This is a genomic window from Variovorax sp. 22077 (genome assembly GCF_052044195.1).
GTDB lineage: Bacteria > Pseudomonadota > Gammaproteobacteria > Burkholderiales > Burkholderiaceae_C > Variovorax > Variovorax atrisoli.
This window is the reverse complement of the sequence record NZ_JBQEQC010000015.1, coordinates 72,577-89,928: the sequence shown is the minus strand read 5'-3', so window position 1 is coordinate 89,928 and position 17,352 is coordinate 72,577. Positions and strand designations below refer to the sequence as shown.

The 17,352-nt window shown below is 71.4% G+C and carries 12 protein-coding genes; 8 read left to right on the top strand and 4 right to left on the bottom strand.

Annotated elements, in window-relative coordinates; translation table 11 throughout:
* Window positions 1-73: 73 nt before the first annotated feature.
* Entirely contained in the window at window positions 74-466 is a 393-nt protein-coding gene (locus ACTJLF_RS21520; protein WP_019654563.1) for a carboxymuconolactone decarboxylase family protein, read from the top strand.
* Window positions 467-484: 18 nt separating this feature from the next.
* On the opposite strand, the gene putA is transcribed toward ACTJLF_RS21520, so the two are convergent.
* Complete coding sequence (gene putA, locus ACTJLF_RS21515; RefSeq protein ID WP_440883897.1) at window positions 485-4,204, bottom strand: trifunctional transcriptional regulator/proline dehydrogenase/L-glutamate gamma-semialdehyde dehydrogenase; 3,720 nt, start codon at window positions 4,202-4,204, stop codon at window positions 485-487.
* 170 nt (window positions 4,205-4,374) lie between these two features.
* Between putA and ACTJLF_RS21510 the strand changes: the two genes are divergently transcribed.
* From ACTJLF_RS21510 to ACTJLF_RS21495, 4 genes are read left to right on the top strand one after another with little or no spacing between them, the layout of a single operon-like run.
* The gene (locus tag ACTJLF_RS21510; protein WP_440883896.1) at window positions 4,375-5,487 is read left to right on the top strand and encodes a hypothetical protein; all 1,113 of its coding nucleotides are present in this window, start codon (window positions 4,375-4,377) and stop codon (window positions 5,485-5,487) included.
* A 60-nt stretch (window positions 5,488-5,547) separates the two neighbouring features.
* A complete protein-coding gene (locus ACTJLF_RS21505; RefSeq protein WP_126182585.1) occupies window positions 5,548-6,159 on the top strand; it encodes a helix-turn-helix domain-containing protein in 612 nt (203 codons plus the stop codon).
* A complete protein-coding gene (locus tag ACTJLF_RS21500) occupies window positions 6,156-6,698 on the top strand; it encodes an N-acetyltransferase family protein (RefSeq protein ID WP_440883895.1) in 543 nt (180 codons plus the stop codon). Before ACTJLF_RS21505 ends, ACTJLF_RS21500 begins: the two co-directional genes overlap by 4 nt.
* Entirely contained in the window at window positions 6,695-7,504 is an 810-nt protein-coding gene (locus ACTJLF_RS21495) for a class I SAM-dependent methyltransferase (RefSeq protein ID WP_440883894.1), read from the top strand. Before ACTJLF_RS21500 ends, ACTJLF_RS21495 begins: the two co-directional genes overlap by 4 nt.
* 24 nt (window positions 7,505-7,528) lie before the next feature.
* On the opposite strand, the gene ACTJLF_RS21490 is transcribed toward ACTJLF_RS21495, so the two are convergent.
* From ACTJLF_RS21490 to ACTJLF_RS21480, 3 genes are all read right to left on the bottom strand, one after another.
* Window positions 7,529-8,212: a CPBP family intramembrane glutamic endopeptidase gene (locus ACTJLF_RS21490; RefSeq protein WP_440883893.1), complete on the bottom strand. Its 684-nt coding sequence runs from the start codon at window positions 8,210-8,212 to the stop codon at window positions 7,529-7,531.
* 77 nt (window positions 8,213-8,289) lie between these two features.
* Window positions 8,290-9,429 carry an NADH:flavin oxidoreductase/NADH oxidase gene (locus ACTJLF_RS21485; RefSeq protein WP_440883892.1) on the bottom strand — a complete coding sequence of 380 codons (1,140 nt, stop codon included), beginning with the start codon at window positions 9,427-9,429 and terminating at the stop codon, window positions 8,290-8,292.
* The gene (locus ACTJLF_RS21480) at window positions 9,426-10,406 is read right to left on the bottom strand and encodes a DMT family transporter (protein ID WP_440883891.1); all 981 of its coding nucleotides are present in this window, start codon (window positions 10,404-10,406) and stop codon (window positions 9,426-9,428) included. The genes ACTJLF_RS21485 and ACTJLF_RS21480 overlap by 4 nt, the downstream gene beginning before the upstream one ends.
* 141 nt (window positions 10,407-10,547) lie before the next feature.
* On the opposite strand from ACTJLF_RS21480, the gene ACTJLF_RS21475 reads away from it, so the two are divergent.
* The 3 genes from ACTJLF_RS21475 to ACTJLF_RS21465 all read left to right on the top strand — a co-directional run bounded on the left by ACTJLF_RS21475 (window position 10,548) and on the right by ACTJLF_RS21465 (window position 17,344).
* Window positions 10,548-11,426 carry a LysR family transcriptional regulator gene (locus tag ACTJLF_RS21475; RefSeq protein WP_440883890.1) on the top strand — a complete coding sequence of 293 codons (879 nt, stop codon included), beginning with the start codon at window positions 10,548-10,550 and terminating at the stop codon, window positions 11,424-11,426.
* Window positions 11,427-11,615: 189 nt separating this feature from the next.
* Window positions 11,616-16,409: a CapA family protein gene (locus ACTJLF_RS21470; protein WP_440883889.1), complete on the top strand. Its 4,794-nt coding sequence runs from the start codon at window positions 11,616-11,618 to the stop codon at window positions 16,407-16,409.
* On the top strand, window positions 16,406-17,344 hold the full coding sequence (locus tag ACTJLF_RS21465; protein ID WP_440883888.1) for an alpha/beta hydrolase family protein: 939 nt from the start codon (window positions 16,406-16,408) through the stop codon (window positions 17,342-17,344). Before ACTJLF_RS21470 ends, ACTJLF_RS21465 begins: the two co-directional genes overlap by 4 nt.
* Window positions 17,345-17,352 lie beyond the last annotated feature (8 nt).

The window sequence follows — 17,352 nt, the reverse complement described above, 5'->3', positions numbered from 1 at the left end:
CGGTCGCCGTGCGCGAGCTGTGCTGCGAAGGCTGGTACCGTCGGCCGGCCTTCAACACCAGCAGGAGCCTCGCATGAAACCCCAGCCCATCGAGTACGCGGCAGCTTCGCCGGAAGTGCGCGCGGTCTTCGACGACATCAAGACCACGCGCAACGTGCCCGACGTCAACAATTTCTGGAAGTACCTCGCCAACGATCCCGCCACCCTCAGGCGCACCTGGAGCAGCCTGAAGGAGGTGATGGCGCCCGGCGCGCTCGACCCCGTGGTGAAGGAGATGGTCTACCTCGCCGTGAGCGTGACCAACGGCTGCGGCTACTGCACGGCGAGCCACCACGCCGGCGCCGAGAAGGCCGGCATGACGCCCGCGATGTTCGCCGAGCTCATGGCCGTGGTCGGCATGGCCAACGAGACCAACCGGCTCGTCAACGGCTACCGCGTGCCCGTCGATCCCGCGTTCGACAAATAGCAGGCAGGGCGGGCGCGCTTAGCCGATCGTCATCAGGCTCGCGTTGCCGCCCGCCGCCGCGGTGTTGGTGCTGACGGCGCGCTCCACCACCAGGCTTTCGAGCGGGATGCGTGCCTCGCCCGGCGCGAAGCCGCGCACGCCGACGATCGGGCCCGGCCGCGCGGCGATGCGCCGCAGCACTTCCGACAGCCCCTGCGCATCGCCGTGATGCAGCGCCGCGTCGAACGCCACCGTGTCCGAACTCCAGTCGTTTGCAATCGCCACGCATTGCTGCACCCCGGCCGGCAGCGATGCGCGCAGGCTCTGCGCTGCGGCATCGGCGGGCCAGATCGCGCAGCTGCCCGCCGCGAGCACGGCGGCCAGCTGCGTCAGCCGGTCGGCCTCCGCACCGGCCAGGCACAGCACGGCCTCGCGCGGCTCCAGCTTGTAGACGTTGCGCTCGCCGGTCGGCCCCGCCAGCGTGCGCGAGCTGCCCGAGCGCGACTGGGCCGCAAAGCGCGCGCACTGCGTCGACAACTCGGTGCGGCCGGTGGCATCGGCCCAGCGGGCCAGTGCAGACAGCGCGGGGTGCGCTGCCGGTGGAGCGCCAGCTACGGCGCGCGCCATCGCGTCGTCGGGCCGTGCCGCCAGCATGCGCAGCATGTACAGCGGCCCGCCCGCCTTCGGTCCCGTGCCCGACAGGCCCTCGCCGCCGAAGGGCTGCACGCCGACCACCGCGCCCACGATGTTGCGGTTCACGTAGACATTGCCGGCCTTCGCGTTCTCCACGACCTGCGCGATGGTCTCGTCGATGCGCGTGTGAACGCCCAGCGTGAGCCCGTAGCCGGTCCCGTTGATCTGCCCGACCAGCGCGCCGAGGTCGCGGCGGCGGTAGCGCACGAGGTGCAGCACCGGGCCGAACACTTCGCGCTGCAGCTCGCCGATGCTGTCGAGCTCGATCAGCGTGGGCATCACGAAGGTGCCGTGGCGCGTGTCGTCGCCATGCTCGCGGGCCTGGCGGAACACCGCATGGCCGCGCGAGCGCATCGCCTCGACGTGGCGTTCGATGCCGTCGCGCGCCTCGGCGTCGATCACCGGGCCCACGTCCACCGAGAGACGCGCGGGGTTGCCGATGGCGGCCTCGGCCATCGCACCCTTGAGCATCGCGACCACGCGGTCGGCCGCCTCTTCCTGCACGCACAGCACGCGCAGCGCGGAGCACCGCTGGCCGGCGCTGTCGAAGGCGGAGGCCATCACGTCGGCCACCACCTGCTCCACCAGCGCGGAGGAGTCGACGATCATCGCGTTCTGCCCGCCGGTCTCGGCGATGAGCGGCACCGGCGCGCCGTGCGCACCGAGGCGCTGCGAGAGCGTCTTCTGCAGGATGCGCGCGACCTCGGTGGAGCCGGTGAACATCACGCCCTGCACGCGCGCATCGGCCACCAGTGCCGCGCCCACCGTCTCGCCGCGCCCGGGCAGCAGCTGCACCGCCGCACGGGGAATGCCGGCCTCCCACAGCACCCGCACTGCCTCGGCCGCGACCAGCGGCGTCTGCTCGGCCGGCTTGGCCAGCACCGGGTTGCCGGCCGCGAGCGCGGCCGCCACCTGGCCGGTGAAGATCGCCAGCGGAAAGTTCCACGGGCTGATGCAGGCCATGGGGCCGAGCGCGCGATGCGTGTCGTTGGAGAAATCGCTGCGCGCCTGCGCCGCGTAGTAGCGCAGGAAGTCCACCGCCTCGCGCACTTCCGCGATGGCGTTGGCGTACGTCTTTCCGGCCTCGCGAGTGAGCAGGCCGAGCAGGCGCGGCATCCCTTGTTCGAGGATGTCGGCGGCGCGTTCGAGCAGCGCCGCGCGTTCCGATGGCGGCGTGGCGGCCCATTCCGGCGCGAAGGCGTGGGCCTGCGCGATGGCCGATTCGACCTCGGCAAGCGTGGCCTCGCGCACGCGGCCGACGATGTCGCGATGGTCGGCGGGGTTCTGCACCTTGGCCGTTTCGCCATCGGCGGGCGCGGCTTCGGCGAGCATCGGCTCGGCGTGCCACTGCTCGCCCGCGCTCTCGCTCAACGCATGGCCCAGCGTGCGCAGGCTGTCGTCGCTCGCGAGGTCGAGGCCGCGAGAGTTGGCGCGCTGCGTTCCGTAGAGCGCCGCCGGCAGCGGGATGGCCGGATGCGGCAGGCCGGCAGTGCCCTCCTGCGCCGCCATGCGCTCCGCCGTGGCGACCGGGTCTTCCACCAGCACGTCGAGCGAGATGGTCGGGTCCGCGATGCGGTTCACGAAGGAGGTGTTGGCGCCGTTCTCCAGCAGCCGTCGCACCAGGTAGGCCAGCAGCGTCTCGTGCGTGCCCACCGGCGCATAGATGCGGCAGGGCCGCGCGAGCGGGCCCACCACCTGCTCGTAGAGCGGCTCGCCCATGCCGTGCAGGCACTGGAACTCGTACTGCCCCGGCTCGTAGCGCGACGGATCCGCCATCGTGTAGATGGCGGCCAGCGTGTGGGCGTTGTGCGTGGCGAACTGCGGATACACCGCCTCGGGCGCGTCGAGCAGCTTGCGTGCGCAGGCCAGGTACGACACGTCGGTGTAGGCCTTGCGCGTGTAGACCGGGTAGCCGTCGAGACCGTCGAGCTGTGCGCGCTTGATCTCGCTGTCCCAGTAGGCGCCCTTCACCAGCCGCACCATCAGCCGGTGGCCGCTGCGGCGCGCGAGGTCGACAACGAAGTCGATCACGAAGGGGCAGCGCTTCTGGTAGGCCTGCACCACGAAGCCGATGCCGTTCCAGCCCGCGAGTTCGGGCTCGAAGCACAGGCGCTCCAGCAGGTCGAGCGAGAGCTCCAGCCGGTCGGCCTCCTCGGCGTCGATGTTCAGGCCGATGTCGTATTGGCGCGCCAGCAGCGCGAGTTCGCGCAGCACCGGATACAGCTCGGCCATCACGCGCGAATGCTGCGCGCGGCTGTAGCGCGGGTGCAGCGCCGAGAGCTTGATCGATATGCCCGGACCCTCGTACACGCCGCGCCGCGCCGACGCCTTGCCGATCGCGTGGATCGCCTGCTCGTACGCGACGCGGTAGCGCTTCGCGTCCTCCATGGTCAGCGCCGCCTCGCCGAGCATGTCGTACGAATAGCGAAAGCCCTGCGCCTCCAGCTCGCGCGCGTTGGCGAGCGCCTGAGCGATGGTCTCCCCGGTGACGAACTGCTCGCCCATCATCCGCATCGCCATGTCCACGCCCTTGCGGATCAGCGGCTCGCCGCCCTTGCCGATGAGGCGCGTGAGCACCGTCGACAGGCTGCTCTCGCTGTGCGTGGCCACCAGCTTGCCGGTGAGCAGCAGGCCCCAGGTCGCGGCGTTGACGAACACCGAGGGGCTGCGGCCCGCGTGCGACTGCCACTGGCCGTGCGCGATCTTGTCGCGGATCAGCGCGTCGCGCGTGCCCGCATCGGGAATGCGCAGCAGCGCCTCGGCCAGGCACATCAGCGCCACGCCTTCCTGCGACGACAGCGCGTATTCCTGCAGCAGGCCCTGCACGAGGCCGGCGCGGCCGCTCGCACTCTTGCGCTCGCGCAGCTGCCGGGCGATGCGATGGGCGAGTTCCTGCGCCTCTCCCGCCTGGCCGTCGGGCAGCCGTGCCTGCGTGAGCAGCGGTGGCAGGGCTTGCGGCTCGGGCGTGCGGCATGCCGCGGTGATGCGAGCGCGCAGCGGTGGGGGCTCGGATGGCAGTCCGTCGGCGAACGTGTCGAAGGAGGAGGGAAGGGGGTCGGGGTTCATGGTGCCTGGTGGTGGGTTTTGTTGGATGATCCGCGTCCCGCAGCCGAATTTGTGTTCGAAGAGTGGCGTTCCGGCAGAGTAAATCTCCGGTAAACCAGCGCACCGGTCAGGTTGATGCGAAGGGGCGGGCAGAGAATCCGCGTTCCGTCGATTCCGGGAGTGACACGAACATGCCCAGCAGCCGCAGATGGTTCCTTTCCTTGGCCCTTGCCGCTTCGTTCATCGCGCCATGGCAGGCGCACGCGGCGACGACCGAAGCCTCCACATGCCAGGAATCGGCCGCCGTGGAGTGCTTTCGCAGCTTCACGCCGCCGGGGGCTGGAGGCGCGCTTCACTACTACTCGTCGCTCGATCCCGATGCTCCCGATGCGCCGGCAGCGGGCGGTAGCGCCGGGCCGACCAGAGCGCTCATCGCCATGCACGGCCACTCGCGCGATGCCGACAAGACCTTCGAGGCCGCGCTGCGCACCCTGCGCAACGCCGATGCGCTCGGCGACACGCTGGTGGTCGCACCGCTCTTCCAGGTCGCGGCCGACAAGGCGGTGGCCGGCCGCTGCAACACCGTGGGCGTCCCGGTCGCGCAGCCCGGCGACCTGCTGTGGACCTGCGGCTCGTGGCTCGAAGGCGCGCGCTCCGTATCGGGCAGCAACGTCGGCTCCTTCGCGGCGATGGACGCGCTGGTCGATGAACTCGCGCGGCGCTGGCCCGGCGTGCGCACCATCACCGTCGCGGGCTTCTCGGCCGGCGGGCAGTTCGTGCAGCGCTACATCGCCTTCACGCGGCACGACGGCACGGCAGCGGGCAGGCCGGCGATGCGCTACGTGGTCGCCGACCCGAGCACCTGGCTCTACTTCGATCCGGTGCGCCCGCAGTTCTCGGCCGACGGCGCCTCGGTCACCGGCTTCGCCGTGCCCGACGCAGCGGCATGCCCGCAGATGAACCGCTGGAAGTACGGCACCGACGACCTGCCCGCCTACCTGGGCCGCACCGCCGCGCAGGCACGCCGGCAGTACGCTCAGGCCGACATCAGCTATCTCGAAGGCGCGCTCGACAGCAGCGACGCCAGGGGCACCGCCTACCGCGTGCTCGACAAGTCGTGCGCCGCGCTCGCGCAGGGCCCGTTCCGCATGCAGCGCGGACTGGCCTATGCGGCGTACGACCGCAAGCTGCTCGCGCCCGACAGGCGCCGCGAGGTCGTGGTGGTGCCGGGCTGCGCGCACGACGTGGCCTGCGTCTTCCCCTCCGACGCCGCGCGCGCCGCGCTGGTCGGGCCGACGCGCTGACGGTAGCAGCCCGCCGGCGGGCTTGACGCGATTTCCTGAATGGTGGATATTTCGTCCACTATGACGGAAATCAAGGAATCGGCCGGCACGGAAAGCCCGTCCGGCCTCAACCATCGCATCGCCCAGCGCGTGCGCGATCTGCGCGCAGCCCGGGGCCTGTCGCTCGACGCGCTCGCCACGCAATGCGGCGTGAGCCGTTCGATGATCTCGCTCATCGAGCGCGGCGAGAGCAGCCCCACCGCCGTGGTGCTCGAGAAGCTCGCTGCCGGCCTCGGCGTCTCGCTGGCATCGCTGTTCGAGGCGCCTGCGCCGGCCGCCGATCCGGTCTCGCGGCTGGCCGACCAGCTGCAGTGGCGCGATCCGCATTCCGGCTACCTGCGCAGGAACGTGTCGCCCAGCGGCTTCGCATCGCCGATCCAGATCGTCGAGGTGGAGTTTCCGCCCGGCGCGCGCGTGGCCTACGAGACCTCGGCGCGCGAGCCGCTCATCCACCAGCAGGTGTGGGTGCTCGACGGTGTCATCGAAGTCACGCTGGGCGAGGAAAACCACCGGCTCGAAACCGGCGATTGCTTTGCCATGGTGCTCGACCGTCCCATGAGCTATCACAACCCCTCGCGCAGGAACACCCGCTACGTGGTCGTGATCGCGACCGCCCCTTCTTCCTGGAGATGAACATGACAACCGTTTCCGCCGGGACCGCCCCGGCCATCCGCCTGCTGGACAACGTTTCCGAAGCGCAGCTGCGCGGCCTTGCCGCAGTTCTGGCCGATTGCGTCGACGGCGGCGCCTCGGTGAGCTTCATGCACCCCCTGAGCGAAGAGCGCGCCCAGGCCTTCTGGCGCAACGTGGCCGCCGGTGTGGCCAGCGGCGAACGCGCGCTGCTGGTGGCCGAGGACGAGGAAGGCATCCTCGGCACCGTGCAGGTGGTGCTGGCGCAACCCGAGAACCAGCCGCACCGCGGCGAGGTCGCCAAGATGCTCGTGCATCGCCGCGCTCGCCGCCGCGGCGTCGGCGGGCTGCTGATGAAGGCGGCCGAGCAGGTGGCGCGCGAACGCGGCAAGACGCTGTTGGTGCTCGACACATCGAGCGCCGACGCCGAACGGCTCTACGAGCGCTCGGGCTGGGTGCGCGTCGGGTCCATTCCCGGCTTCGCGCTGCTGCCGCACGGCGAGCCTTGCGACACCACCTTCTTCTATCGCGAGCTGAAGTGAACGCCGGCGCGACGCAGGGCCGCTTCGACGAGCTGCTGCAGCAGGCGCAGGCCAGCCCTCTCGTCGGCTGGGACCTCTCCTTCGGCGGCCGCGTCACCACGACGCCGCCGCCATGGAATTTCGAGCGCATCGTCGAAGCGCATGCGCGCCGCTCGCCCGACATGCTCGACCTGGGCACGGGCGGCGGCGAATGGCTCGGTCGGCTGGCCTTTCGTCCGCCGCGCACCGTGGCGACCGAGGGATGGGCGCCCAACGTCGCCGTCGCGCGCGAACGGCTGGCGCCGCTGGGCGTGGAGGTGGTCGAGGTCGAAGGCGCGGACGACAACGCATCGCAGCAGGATGGCGCGGAGCAGGCGCACCTGCCGCACCTGCCTTTTGCCGATGCGTCGTTCCACCTTGTCGTCGACCGGCACGAGTCCTTCGTGCCGTCCGAGGTCCATCGCATCCTCGCGCCGGGCGGGCGCTTCGTCACGCAGCAGGTCGCGTCCGACTTCAATGCCGACTGCTACGCGTTGCTCGGCCTGCCGATGCCCGCGCAGCCGCGCTGGCAGCGCGACACCGCCGTGGCGCAGCTGGAGCGCGCAGGCTTCGCCGTGGAGGACGGCGCGGAAGGCACCGAGCTGATCGCCTTCGCCGACATCGGTGCCTTCGCGTGGTACCTGCAGCAGGTGCCGTACGTCTGCCCCGAGTTCGGCATCGACGCGTGCCGGCCCGCACTGGAGCGCCTGCACCGTCGCATCGAAGGCGGCGAGCCGCTGGCGATGCGGCAGAAGCTGTTCTGGCTGAGTGCCCTCAGGCCGGCCTGAGCGGCGGCTGCGCGGCAGGCCGGTTCAGAGAAAGGGCAGGGTGTCCGCGAGCATGTGCGCGAACACCACCGGCCAGAGCCAACCGGTGCGCAGATAGAACACGCCGAACACGATGCCGACCACCGCCAGCGACAGCGCGCCGTTCGGCCCTTGGTAGAGGTGGTAGAGCACCCGCACCAGCACGCTCACTCCCAGCGCGAAGGAGGCGCCGTGGTGGCGCAGGCCCTTCTGCAGGTAGCCCAGCAGGAACACTTCCTCGTACAGGCCGTTGACCACCGACAGCGCGAGGACCATCGCCATCGACGGGCGCGCCGTCTGCATCATGCGTTCGATCGGCTGCGTCGCCGCGCCGTCGGCCAGCAGAGAGACCGCGACGAGGCTGGCCAGCACGGCGACGAGGTAGAGCAGCGCTCCCACGCCGCAGCCCTTCAGCGACGGCACGGGAAGCAGGTCGCGCACCGAGTAGCCCCGGCTGCGCAGGATGAGCAGTGCGATCGGCCCCACGAACAGCTCGAAGGCCATGATGCCGAAGAGCGATGCGTCGTCGAACGCGGCGTCGCGGAAGCCGGCGCTCACCGACCACAGCGAGCCGATGATGAACCAGCCGAAGCACAGGGTCACGATGCCCAGTGCTTCCAGCGGCGTGGCGGTCGGCTGAGGGGAGGGTTGCTTCATGCGCGTCGGATGGGGATCGATGAACGCGCTCATGCCGGCCTGCATGTTGCGCTGGCCGGCATGTTAAGGGGTCGAGGGGGCCGAGCGTCGGCGGCCCGGTCTGGCCTGGTCTAACGCGCGCCGAAGGCCGCGTTCTCGAACAGGTCCTTGAACTCGCGCGGCTGCGAGCGCCAGTACTGGTGGGGCGCCTTCACCTGGGCGCCCAGCGCCGCCGCCGCATGCCAGGGCCAGCGCGGGTCGTACAGGATCGCGCGCGCCAGCGACACCGCATCGGCCTGCCCGTTGGCGATGATGGCTTCGGCGTGCGCGGGTTCGGTGATCAGCCCCACCGCGATCGTCGGCAGGCCGACCTCGGCCTTGATGCGTTCCGCGAACGGCACCTGGTAGCCCGCGCCGAGCGTGATCGCCTGTTGTGGCGACACGCCGCCGCTGGACACGTGGATGGCCGCGCAGCCGCGCGCCTGCAGCGCGCGCGAGAAGGCGACGGTGCTGTCGAGGTCCCAGCCGCCGGGCACCCAGTCGCTGGCCGACACGCGCACCCACACCGGCCGATCGGCGGGGAACTCCTTGCGCACCGCATCGAACACTTCGAGCGGGAAGCGCAGGCGGTTCTCCAGGCTGCCGCCGTATTCGTCCTCGCGATGGTTGGCGATGGGCGAGAGGAACTGGTGCAGCAGGTAGCCGTGCGCCGCATGCAGCTCGATGCCGTCGATGCCCAGCCGCGCGGCGCGGCGGGCAGCGGCCACGAAGGCGTCGCGCACCCGGGCCAGCCCGGCGGCATCGAGCGCGATCGGCGCGTCTTCGCCCGGCGCATGCGGCACGGCCGAGGGTGCCCAGGCCTTCCAGCCGCCGGGCTCGCCGGGGCGGATCTGCCTGCCGCCTTCCCACGGCGCGCGGCTCGACGCCTTGCGCCCCGCGTGGCCGAGCTGGATGGCGACCTTGATCGGCGAGTGCGCGCGCATCGCCTGCAGCACCTTCGCGAGGCCTTCCTCGTTGGCGTCGGAATACAGGCCGAGGTCGCCGGGCGAGATGCGGCCGTCGGCCTCCACCGCCGTCGCCTCGATGATGAGCAGCCCGGCGCCCGAGAGCGCGAGGTGGCCCAGGTGGATCAGGTGCCAGTCGCCCGGCGTGCCTTCGGTGGCGGAGTACTGGCACATCGGCGCGATGACGATGCGGTTGTCGATCTTCAAGAGGCCGAGCTGCAGGGGCTCGAAAAGATGGCTTCGGGGGTTGCTGTCGCTGATGCTCATGAGGGTGTGGCTCCGCAGGTCCGGTAATTCTGCTGTGGCCGCGCGATCGGCGCAGCCGCGGCCGCGGAAGCCTTGCGGCTCGATGCGGTATGGATCAGCAGCGCCGCGATCACCATCGCCATGCCGGCGGCCTCGCCCGCCGTGGGCAGGTGGCCCAGCGCCGCGCTCATCAGCAGCGCCGACACCGGCACGAAATTGAGGAATGCCGTGCCCGTGACCGCGCCGAGCGCGCGCACGCCGTAGTTGAAAGCCAGCACCGAGATGGCCGAAGGCACCACGCCGACGAAGAGCAGCGCATGCCACGACAGGCGCAGCCCTTGCGTGCTCGGCACCGCGGACCAGCCCAGCGCCGAAGCGCCGACGGCCGCCGCCAGCAGCACGGGCCACGAGGCCAGCACCGTGAGCGCGGTGTACTCGATCACGTCGAGATCCGGAAAGCGCGTGGCGCCGCGCGTGTACCAGACCCAGCCCAGCGTGCCGACGAAGGCGATCGCGTCGCCCATCAGCGTGCTCGCCCCGCCAGGGGAGCCCGCGCCGCCCGCCAGCAGGCCCGAGACGGTCGCCACGCCCAGCAGGGCGAGCGCGCTGGTCAGCAGGGTGGTGCGTGTGGGGCGCACGCCGTCGAGCAGCCAGCGCACGAGCTGCGTGGTCATGGGCGTGGCGGCGATGATGACCGCGCCGTGCGAGGGCACCGAATGCGCCAGCCCCACCAGCAGCATCACGCTGAACACGCCGAAGCCGGCGGCGCCGCGCAGGGCCAGCGGCCCGGCATGCCGCCGCAGCTTGCGCCAGGGCGCCGCCCCGCGCGGCAGGATCAGCAGCACGAACAGCAGCGCCGACAGCGTGTAGCGGATCAGCGTGAACCACACCGGTTCGACGTGGTGGAGCACGCCCTTGCTCACGAGGAACAGGGAGCCCCACCCGGAGGTGGCGAGCAGCAGCGCGGCGGTGCCGGCGATGCGTTGGCGAGTGGACATGGGGAGCCAGCCTTTTCTTTGCGATGGATCGATGCCACAAGAATCGGGGCTGCGGGCCGCCATTGCCATTCGCATCTTTGGACAGGGGGCTCCAAAAAAGCGAACGGACTCCCTCGGCGCCGGCGCTCACAATCGGCAGCCATGGAGCTCTACCAACTGAAGACCTTCGTCGCCATCGCCCGCGAGGGCAGCCTGACCCGCGCCGCCGAGCGCGTGTTCACCAGCGCGCCCGCGGTGAGCGCCCAGCTCAAGGCGCTGGAGGACGAACTCGGCGTGAAGCTGTTCGAGCGCACGCCGCGCGGCATGTCGCTCACCGAGGCCGGCGTGCGTCTGCTCGACGAGGCCGAGCGCACGCTGGCCTCCGCGATGCGCATGCGTTCGGCCGCCGACCAGCTGCGCGGCGCGGCGCAGGGCGTGGTGCGCTTCGGCACGGTGGTCGATCCGGTCGCGCTGCGGCTCGGGGAGGTGCTGGTGAAGCTGGCCCAGCGCCATCCGCAGGTGACGCTGCAGCTGAAGCAGGGGCTGTCGTACGAGACGCTGTCGGCCGTGCAGCGCGGCGATCTCGACTGCGCCTACGTGCTCAGCGACGCCGAGCACATCGAGGGAATGGAGCTGCACCGCCTGGGCGCGGTCGACCTCGTCGTGGCGCTGCCGCCGCCGGTGGCCGAAGCGCGTCCCGATCTGTCGCTCGACGAGCTCACGAACCTGCCGTGGGTCGGCACGCCGCCCTCGTGCATCCTGCGCGTGCATCTCGAGAAGCTCTTCGCGGGCGCGGGCCGCGAATACCGCCAGGGCCGCACGGCCGACGGCGAGAGCGCCATCCGAAGCATGGTCGCCAGCGGCATGGGCGCGGGGCTGATCCGGCTCGACCAGGCGGAGCAGGGCGAGCGCAACGGCGAGCTCGCGATCTGGAAGGGCTGGCGCTCGCACACGTGGTTGTGCTGGGTGGCGCCTGGCGGTGCCCGGCAGGCCGTCGCGGTCGAGGCGGTGAAGGAGTCCGTGATGGAGGCCTGGGCCTGACGCTGCGCCTCGCGCCCCACCCGGCATGCGCAGGCAGTGCTGCGCCAAGAACCGGCGCGCTGAACCGCTGAAGCGCCGGGCGGCAACATGCCGGCCGGGGCGCGGTCAGCCCACGGTCAGGCTCGGCGCAGATCCCATGGATTGACGGGATGGCGGCCCGTGCCGGGGCCTGTCATGATTCGCGGCTGCATGAATCACGACGCGAAGAATCCTCTTGCAGATCTGTTGAACCGCGCCAGGCAGGCCCTGGCGGATCCGGCGGGCGCGATGCCCGCCGCGGCTGCGGCCACAGCGGAAGCGGGTTGCGTGGTCTTCTTCGCCATCGGCGAGGACGGCAGCCGGGCCCGCGTGGCCTCGGGCCGCGGCGCCGACGTCGGCGCGGCATGGCGGGCCGCCGCCGAAGCCGTCGCCACGCAGGCCAGGCGAGGCGCGCAGCCTCCGCAGCGCTTGCGCGCGGAGATCGTCGACAAGGTCGTGCCGATGAACTGGGGCGAGCTGAAGGCCAGGCTCGCGCGGACCAAGCGCAACTACTTCAACGAGGGCATCGCCTTCGACGCGCGCTTCGAGTTCGCCCTGCTCGCGCAGGAGATGCACGGCAGCGCCGTGCTCTACAACGGCGACGTGGACCATGCCGAGCCCAACACCGGCAACCTGCGGCTGCACACCAGGCGGCGCTTCGGCCGCGAGCTCGACTTTCCTTCGGACGACGCGGCGCCGGTGTGGTGCTTCACCACGCGGGCCGTGTACGTCGATGCGAAGGGCGCGTGGCCCATCACCGCCGAAGGGCAGGCCGCGGGCTTTCGCGAACTGAGCGACTGGAACGCGCAGCAGGTGCATGCGCTGATCGACGACGCGGGCAACTACCTCGCCGCGCAGGTCAAGCCCACGGGCGAGTTCCACTACGGCTGGTTCCCCTGCTTCGACCGCACCATCCCGACCTACAACACGCTGCGCCACGCGAGCTCGACCTACGCGATGCTCGAGGCGTGGGAGCTCACGCGCAACGACACGCTCAAGGCCGCCATCGACCGCTCGCTGGCCTTTCTCACCGGCACGCTGATCCGCCCGGCCAGCCTGCCCGACGGCACGCGCGCGGCCTACCTGCTGGACATCGGCAGCGAGATCAAGCTCGGCGGCAATGCCGTGTGTCTGCTCGCGCTGGTCAAGTACACCGAGCTCACCGGCGACGAGCAGTACCTGCCGCTGCTGGAGCAGCTCGCGCTGGGCATCCGCCACATGCAGGATGCACAGACCGGCAGCTTCGTGCACGTGCTCAATGCGCCCGCGCTCGACGTGAAGGACAGGTTCCGCGTCATCTACTACGACGGCGAGGCCGCCTTCGGGCTGATGCGCCTGTACGGCCTCACGCGCGATGCGCGCTGGCTCGCGGTGGTGGAGAAGGCCTTCGAGCACTTCATCGCCGCCGAGCACTGGCGCGCGCACGACCACTGGCTGAGCTACTGCGTCAACGAGCTCACGCGCTACCGGCCCGAGTTGCGCTACTACCGTTTCGGCCTGCAGAACGTGGCGGGGTATCTCGACTTCGTGCTGGAGCGCATCACCACATTCCCCACGCTGCTCGAGCTGATGATGGCCGCGCGCGACATGGTGCTGCGGCTGGAGGCCGACCCTGAGCTTCGCCCGCTGCTGGCCGGGCTCGATCGCGACCGCTTCGACCGCGCGCTCGAATACCGCGCGCGCTACCTCGCCAACGGCCACTTCTGGCCCGAGCTGGCGATGTTCTTCCGCAACCCTGCGCGCATCGCGGGCTCGTTCTTCATCAAGCACCACAGCTTCCGCGTGCGCATCGACGACGTGGAGCACTACCTCTCGGGCTACGTGGCGTACCACCGCATGCTGAAGGCGGGCGAGGCCGCCGCCGCCGCAGCAGCAGCAGCAGATGCCGATGCCGATGCCGTGGGCGGCGCCACGGGCACCGTCGCATGGGGCGGCGACGTGAACCTTGCGCGCCGCCAGCACTACCGGCTGAAGGATCTCGGCGGTGCGCACAGGATGCTCGGCGACATCGCCGCGCTGCGCGAGGCCGACCTGGGCATCGTGAACCTCGAATGCGTGGTCGCCACCGTCGGCGAGCAGGGCGTGGACAAGGGCGAGACCGGTCCCTACTACTACCGCGCGCGCCCCGAAATGCTCGCGGTGCTGACCGATGCCGGCATCGGCATGGTGGCCACCGCCAACAACCACAGCGGCGACTACGGTCCCGAGGCGCTGATGGAACAGCAGGCCCTGCTGGCGGTCGCGGGCATCGCGCACGCAGGCACAGGCCGCACGCCCGAGGCCGCGCTGCGCCCGGCCTTCCGTCGCGCGGGCGGCGTGCGCGTGGCGCTGTTCTCGCTGGACGCCACGCAGCCGAGTTTCGCCGCGACCGCGGAACGCGCGGGTGCCGCATGGCTGTCGCTCGAAGACCCCGCCGCATGGACCGCCACGCTCGCGCCGCGCATCGAGGCCGCGCGCCGCGAGGCCGACGTGGTGCTGGTGGCGGTGCACTGGGGCGCCAACCTCGAGACCGAACCCTCGCCGGCCGAGATCGCCGTCGGCCATGCCATCGTCGATGCGGGGGCGGATGCCATCCTCGGCACCTCGGCGCACGTGCTGCAGGGCATCGAGATCCACAAGGGCCGGCCCATCCTGCACGACGCCGGCGACCTGCTCTTCGACTCGGTGCGCAACGACTTCGCCGATTCCGGCGTGTTCACGCTGAAGCTGAGCACGCGCGGCGTGGAGGAAGTGACGTTCACGCCCGTCGGCGTGGGCTTCGGTTTCTCGCGGCAGCTCGAAGGCGACGAGGCACGCGCCCTGAGCGAGCGCTTCGCCACGCAGTGCCTTGCGCTCGGCACGCAGATGAGCCCGCTGCCGGACGGCCGTTGCTCGGTGCGCCTGTCGCCGCCCGCGCGGCCCGCGTTCCATGCAGACCCCGTCGGTGCCGCCGCCCGGCACCTCGAGCCAGCGCGCGCCACCGCACCCCTGATGGCGGCCCTGCCGGCGCCGCGGCCCGAGTGGCTGGTGGACGAGGTGCCCGCGCAGGCGCGCATCGCGCCGCTGCAGTTCGGCCCCCTGCGCCTGGTGGGGCTGCGCTGCATGCCGCGGCAGATCGTGGGTCGTCGCATGTTGTGGGTCGAATCGTTCTGGAGCGCCGACACGCCTGTTTCCGCCGACCTGCGCCTGCACTTCCGCGCACTGCCGATGCGCAGCACCCGCATGCCGCCATGGGGCGAGGGCATGGACCACGACCCCTGCGACTGGATGTGGCCCACCAGCCGCTGGGAGCCCGGGCGCATCTACCGCGACCGCTACGGGCTGCGCCCGCCGCGCGCGGGGCTGCTCGAAAGCGACGTGCTGCAGATCGAGGTGAGCGTGCGCGGCGACTGGCCGGGGCTGCCGCCCGCGCGGCGTCTCGCGCTGTGGTGCGGGCTGCGCGTGCCCGATGCGCCCGTGCCGCTGCCTCGGCGCCCGGCGCCTGTGCTCTCGGCCGATCGCCCCGGCGCGGGCCCCGAGGCCGCGCCCGTGTGGACCGCCGAAGAGCTGCAGCGCGTCACCGGCGGTCGCTGGCTGGTCGAGCCGCCGCCGGGCTGGTTCGCCAACTCGGTGGTGCGCGGGCCCCTGCACATGTCGCTCCTGCCCAGGCCCTCGCTCTTCATCGCTTCCGACTACCGCACGCTGGCCGTGCACGAGAGCTACAGCAAGCCGCGCCCCGACAACTGGGACCGCCACCTCGAACTGCCGCGGCTGCAGTCCGCGCTGGCCGGCGCCGTGGTCGCGCACCCGGTGGAAGGGCTCGACCCGGCCTTTCCGCTGCTGCAGGCGAACGACCCCATCGCCGCGATGATCGCCATGGGCGCCGCGGCGCGGGCGCGCTACAAGGGCATGGTCGTGGGCGTGACCGGCACGGTCGGCAAGTCGTCCACCATCTCGATGCTGCGCGACCTGCTGCCCGAGCGCGCGCGGGTGCACACCACCATCGACAACTACAACTCGCGCGTCGGCGTGCCTGCCATGCTCGCGAACCTCGGTCCCGACGTGGACGTGTGCATCCTCGAGATGGCGCAGAGCGGCCTGTGGATGGACCGCGGCCCGATCTCGCTGATGGCCCGCCCGCACGTGGCCATCGTCACCGAGATCGGCCTGTCGCAGACCCGGCAGGCGTCGACCGTCGAACTCACGGCCATGTACAAGTCGCGCATCTTCCTCGGGCTGGAGCCCGGAGGCGTGGCGATCGTGCCCGACCACATTCCCTGCCTGCGCCAGGTGGTGGACGCCGCAGCGCTCACGGCGGGCGCGATCTGGGTGGTGGGCAGCGGACCCGACGCCGACGTTCGCATGCTCGAGGCGCGGCCCGAGCCCGGCGGCGGCTGCCGCGTGCGCGTCGCCGTGCCGGGGCGCACCTTCGAGTACCTGTTCCCGGTCGAGAGCGCGGGGCTGGTGCGCAACTCGCTGCTCGCCTTCGCGGCGCTGCTGGCCATGGGCTTCGACGGCGAGGCCGCCTGCGCGCGCATGCCGCGGGTGCGCCTGCCGGCCTCGGTGATGCAGGTGCGCGCGCTGCGCACGCAGGCCGGCGTGCAGGCCACGCTGATCGACGACAGCTGGAACGCCGAGGTCATGTCGATGCGCAACGCGATGGAGTTCGTGCGCACCTGGCAGCGTGCCGACAGCGGTCCGGTGCTGCGCAAGATCGGCGTGCTCGGGCGCATCGTGAACCTCGGCAACGATGCCGAGGCCATGCACCGCAGCCTGGGCCCACCGCTGCTGGCCTCGGGCATCCAGCACCTCGTGACGCACGGCGAGGAGATGCGCTGGCTGCGCGAGGAAGTGCCTGCCGAACTGCTCGGGCCGCACTTCGGCGATGCCGCGCAGCTCGCGCTCTACCTCGGCGGCGTGCTGCGCAATGGCGATCTCGTGCTGGTGAAGGGCGACCGCGTCGGCTCCGACTTCGGCAGCATCCCGGAACTCCTGCAAAGGCTATGACGCTGCTGCACACGCTTCGAAGACTGCGCTTCGTGCTGCTTCTCGTGGCGCTGGCGCAGACCGCCTGCGCACAGCGCACCGGGCCCGACGTGCCCCGCGTCTTCGCCGCCGGCGCCGACGAGGTGCTGTACTGGAACCAGCCCGCCGACCGCGCGCACTGCCCCGACCGCATGGGCTTCCTGTGGGTGCAGGCCGCGGAGGGGCCGTCGTGCATCCGCTACTTCGCGAGCGACGACATCGACGGCGCGCGCATCGCCATCGTGCAGTTCTCGGGCGACCGCGACGGCGTGATGGACCAGGCCCCCACGCGCATTCCCGGCAACACCGAGGAGCTGCGCACGCTCGACGCGCAGCGCAGCCGCGACCGGGCGGGGGTGCCGTGGATCTTCATGGCGCGGCCGGGCACCTACGGCTCCTCGGGCGACCACCGCAAGCGCCGCCAGCTCGTGGAGTTCCACGCGCTCGATGCTGCGCTCGACGCGCTCATGCAGCGCCACCGGCTGCAGCGCATCGTCATCGTCGGCCACAGCGGCGGCGCCACCGCGGGAGCCGCGCTGCTCACGATGGGGCGCACGCGCATCGCCTGCGCGGTGCTCACCTCGGGCGCCTACGGCCTGCTGGAGCGCGCGCGCATGCTGGGCCGCTCGAGGGACGGCCGCACCGACACCACCGGCAGCGCGGAGTTCTACGATCCGCTCGACCACGTGGGCGGCATCGCGCGCGACCCGGCGCGGCGCATCGTGCTGATCGGCAGCCGCGAAGACCGCAACACGCCCTTCGTGCTGCAGCAGCGCTTCGCCGATGCCGTGGCCAAGGCCGGCCACGGCATCGAACTGCGCACCCACGCGGCCGAGCCGCCCGACTTCCACGACCTCAAGGACCGCATCGCGCTGCAGACCGCCTCGCAGTGCGCGCGCGAGGCACTCCTTCCCTGATAGCCGGA

Bases quoted from the DNA above. Each gene is read 5' to 3' on its own strand.
- ACTJLF_RS21520 (WP_019654563.1), top strand. From the start codon at position 74: ATGAAACCCCAGCCCATCGAGTACGCGGCAGCTTCGCCGGAAGTGCGC.
- putA (WP_440883897.1), bottom strand. From the start codon at position 4,204: ATGAACCCCGACCCCCTTCCCTCCTCCTTCGACACGTTCGCCGACGGA.
- ACTJLF_RS21510 (WP_440883896.1), top strand. From the start codon at position 4,375: ATGCCCAGCAGCCGCAGATGGTTCCTTTCCTTGGCCCTTGCCGCTTCG.
- ACTJLF_RS21505 (WP_126182585.1), top strand. From the start codon at position 5,548: ATGACGGAAATCAAGGAATCGGCCGGCACGGAAAGCCCGTCCGGCCTC.
- ACTJLF_RS21500 (WP_440883895.1), top strand. From the start codon at position 6,156: ATGAACATGACAACCGTTTCCGCCGGGACCGCCCCGGCCATCCGCCTG.
- ACTJLF_RS21490 (WP_440883893.1), bottom strand. From the start codon at position 8,212: ATGAGCGCGTTCATCGATCCCCATCCGACGCGCATGAAGCAACCCTCC.
- ACTJLF_RS21485 (WP_440883892.1), bottom strand. From the start codon at position 9,429: ATGAGCATCAGCGACAGCAACCCCCGAAGCCATCTTTTCGAGCCCCTG.
- ACTJLF_RS21480 (WP_440883891.1), bottom strand. From the start codon at position 10,406: ATGTCCACTCGCCAACGCATCGCCGGCACCGCCGCGCTGCTGCTCGCC.
- ACTJLF_RS21475 (WP_440883890.1), top strand. From the start codon at position 10,548: ATGGAGCTCTACCAACTGAAGACCTTCGTCGCCATCGCCCGCGAGGGC.
- ACTJLF_RS21470 (WP_440883889.1), top strand. From the start codon at position 11,616: ATGAATCACGACGCGAAGAATCCTCTTGCAGATCTGTTGAACCGCGCC.
- ACTJLF_RS21465 (WP_440883888.1), top strand. From the start codon at position 16,406: ATGACGCTGCTGCACACGCTTCGAAGACTGCGCTTCGTGCTGCTTCTC.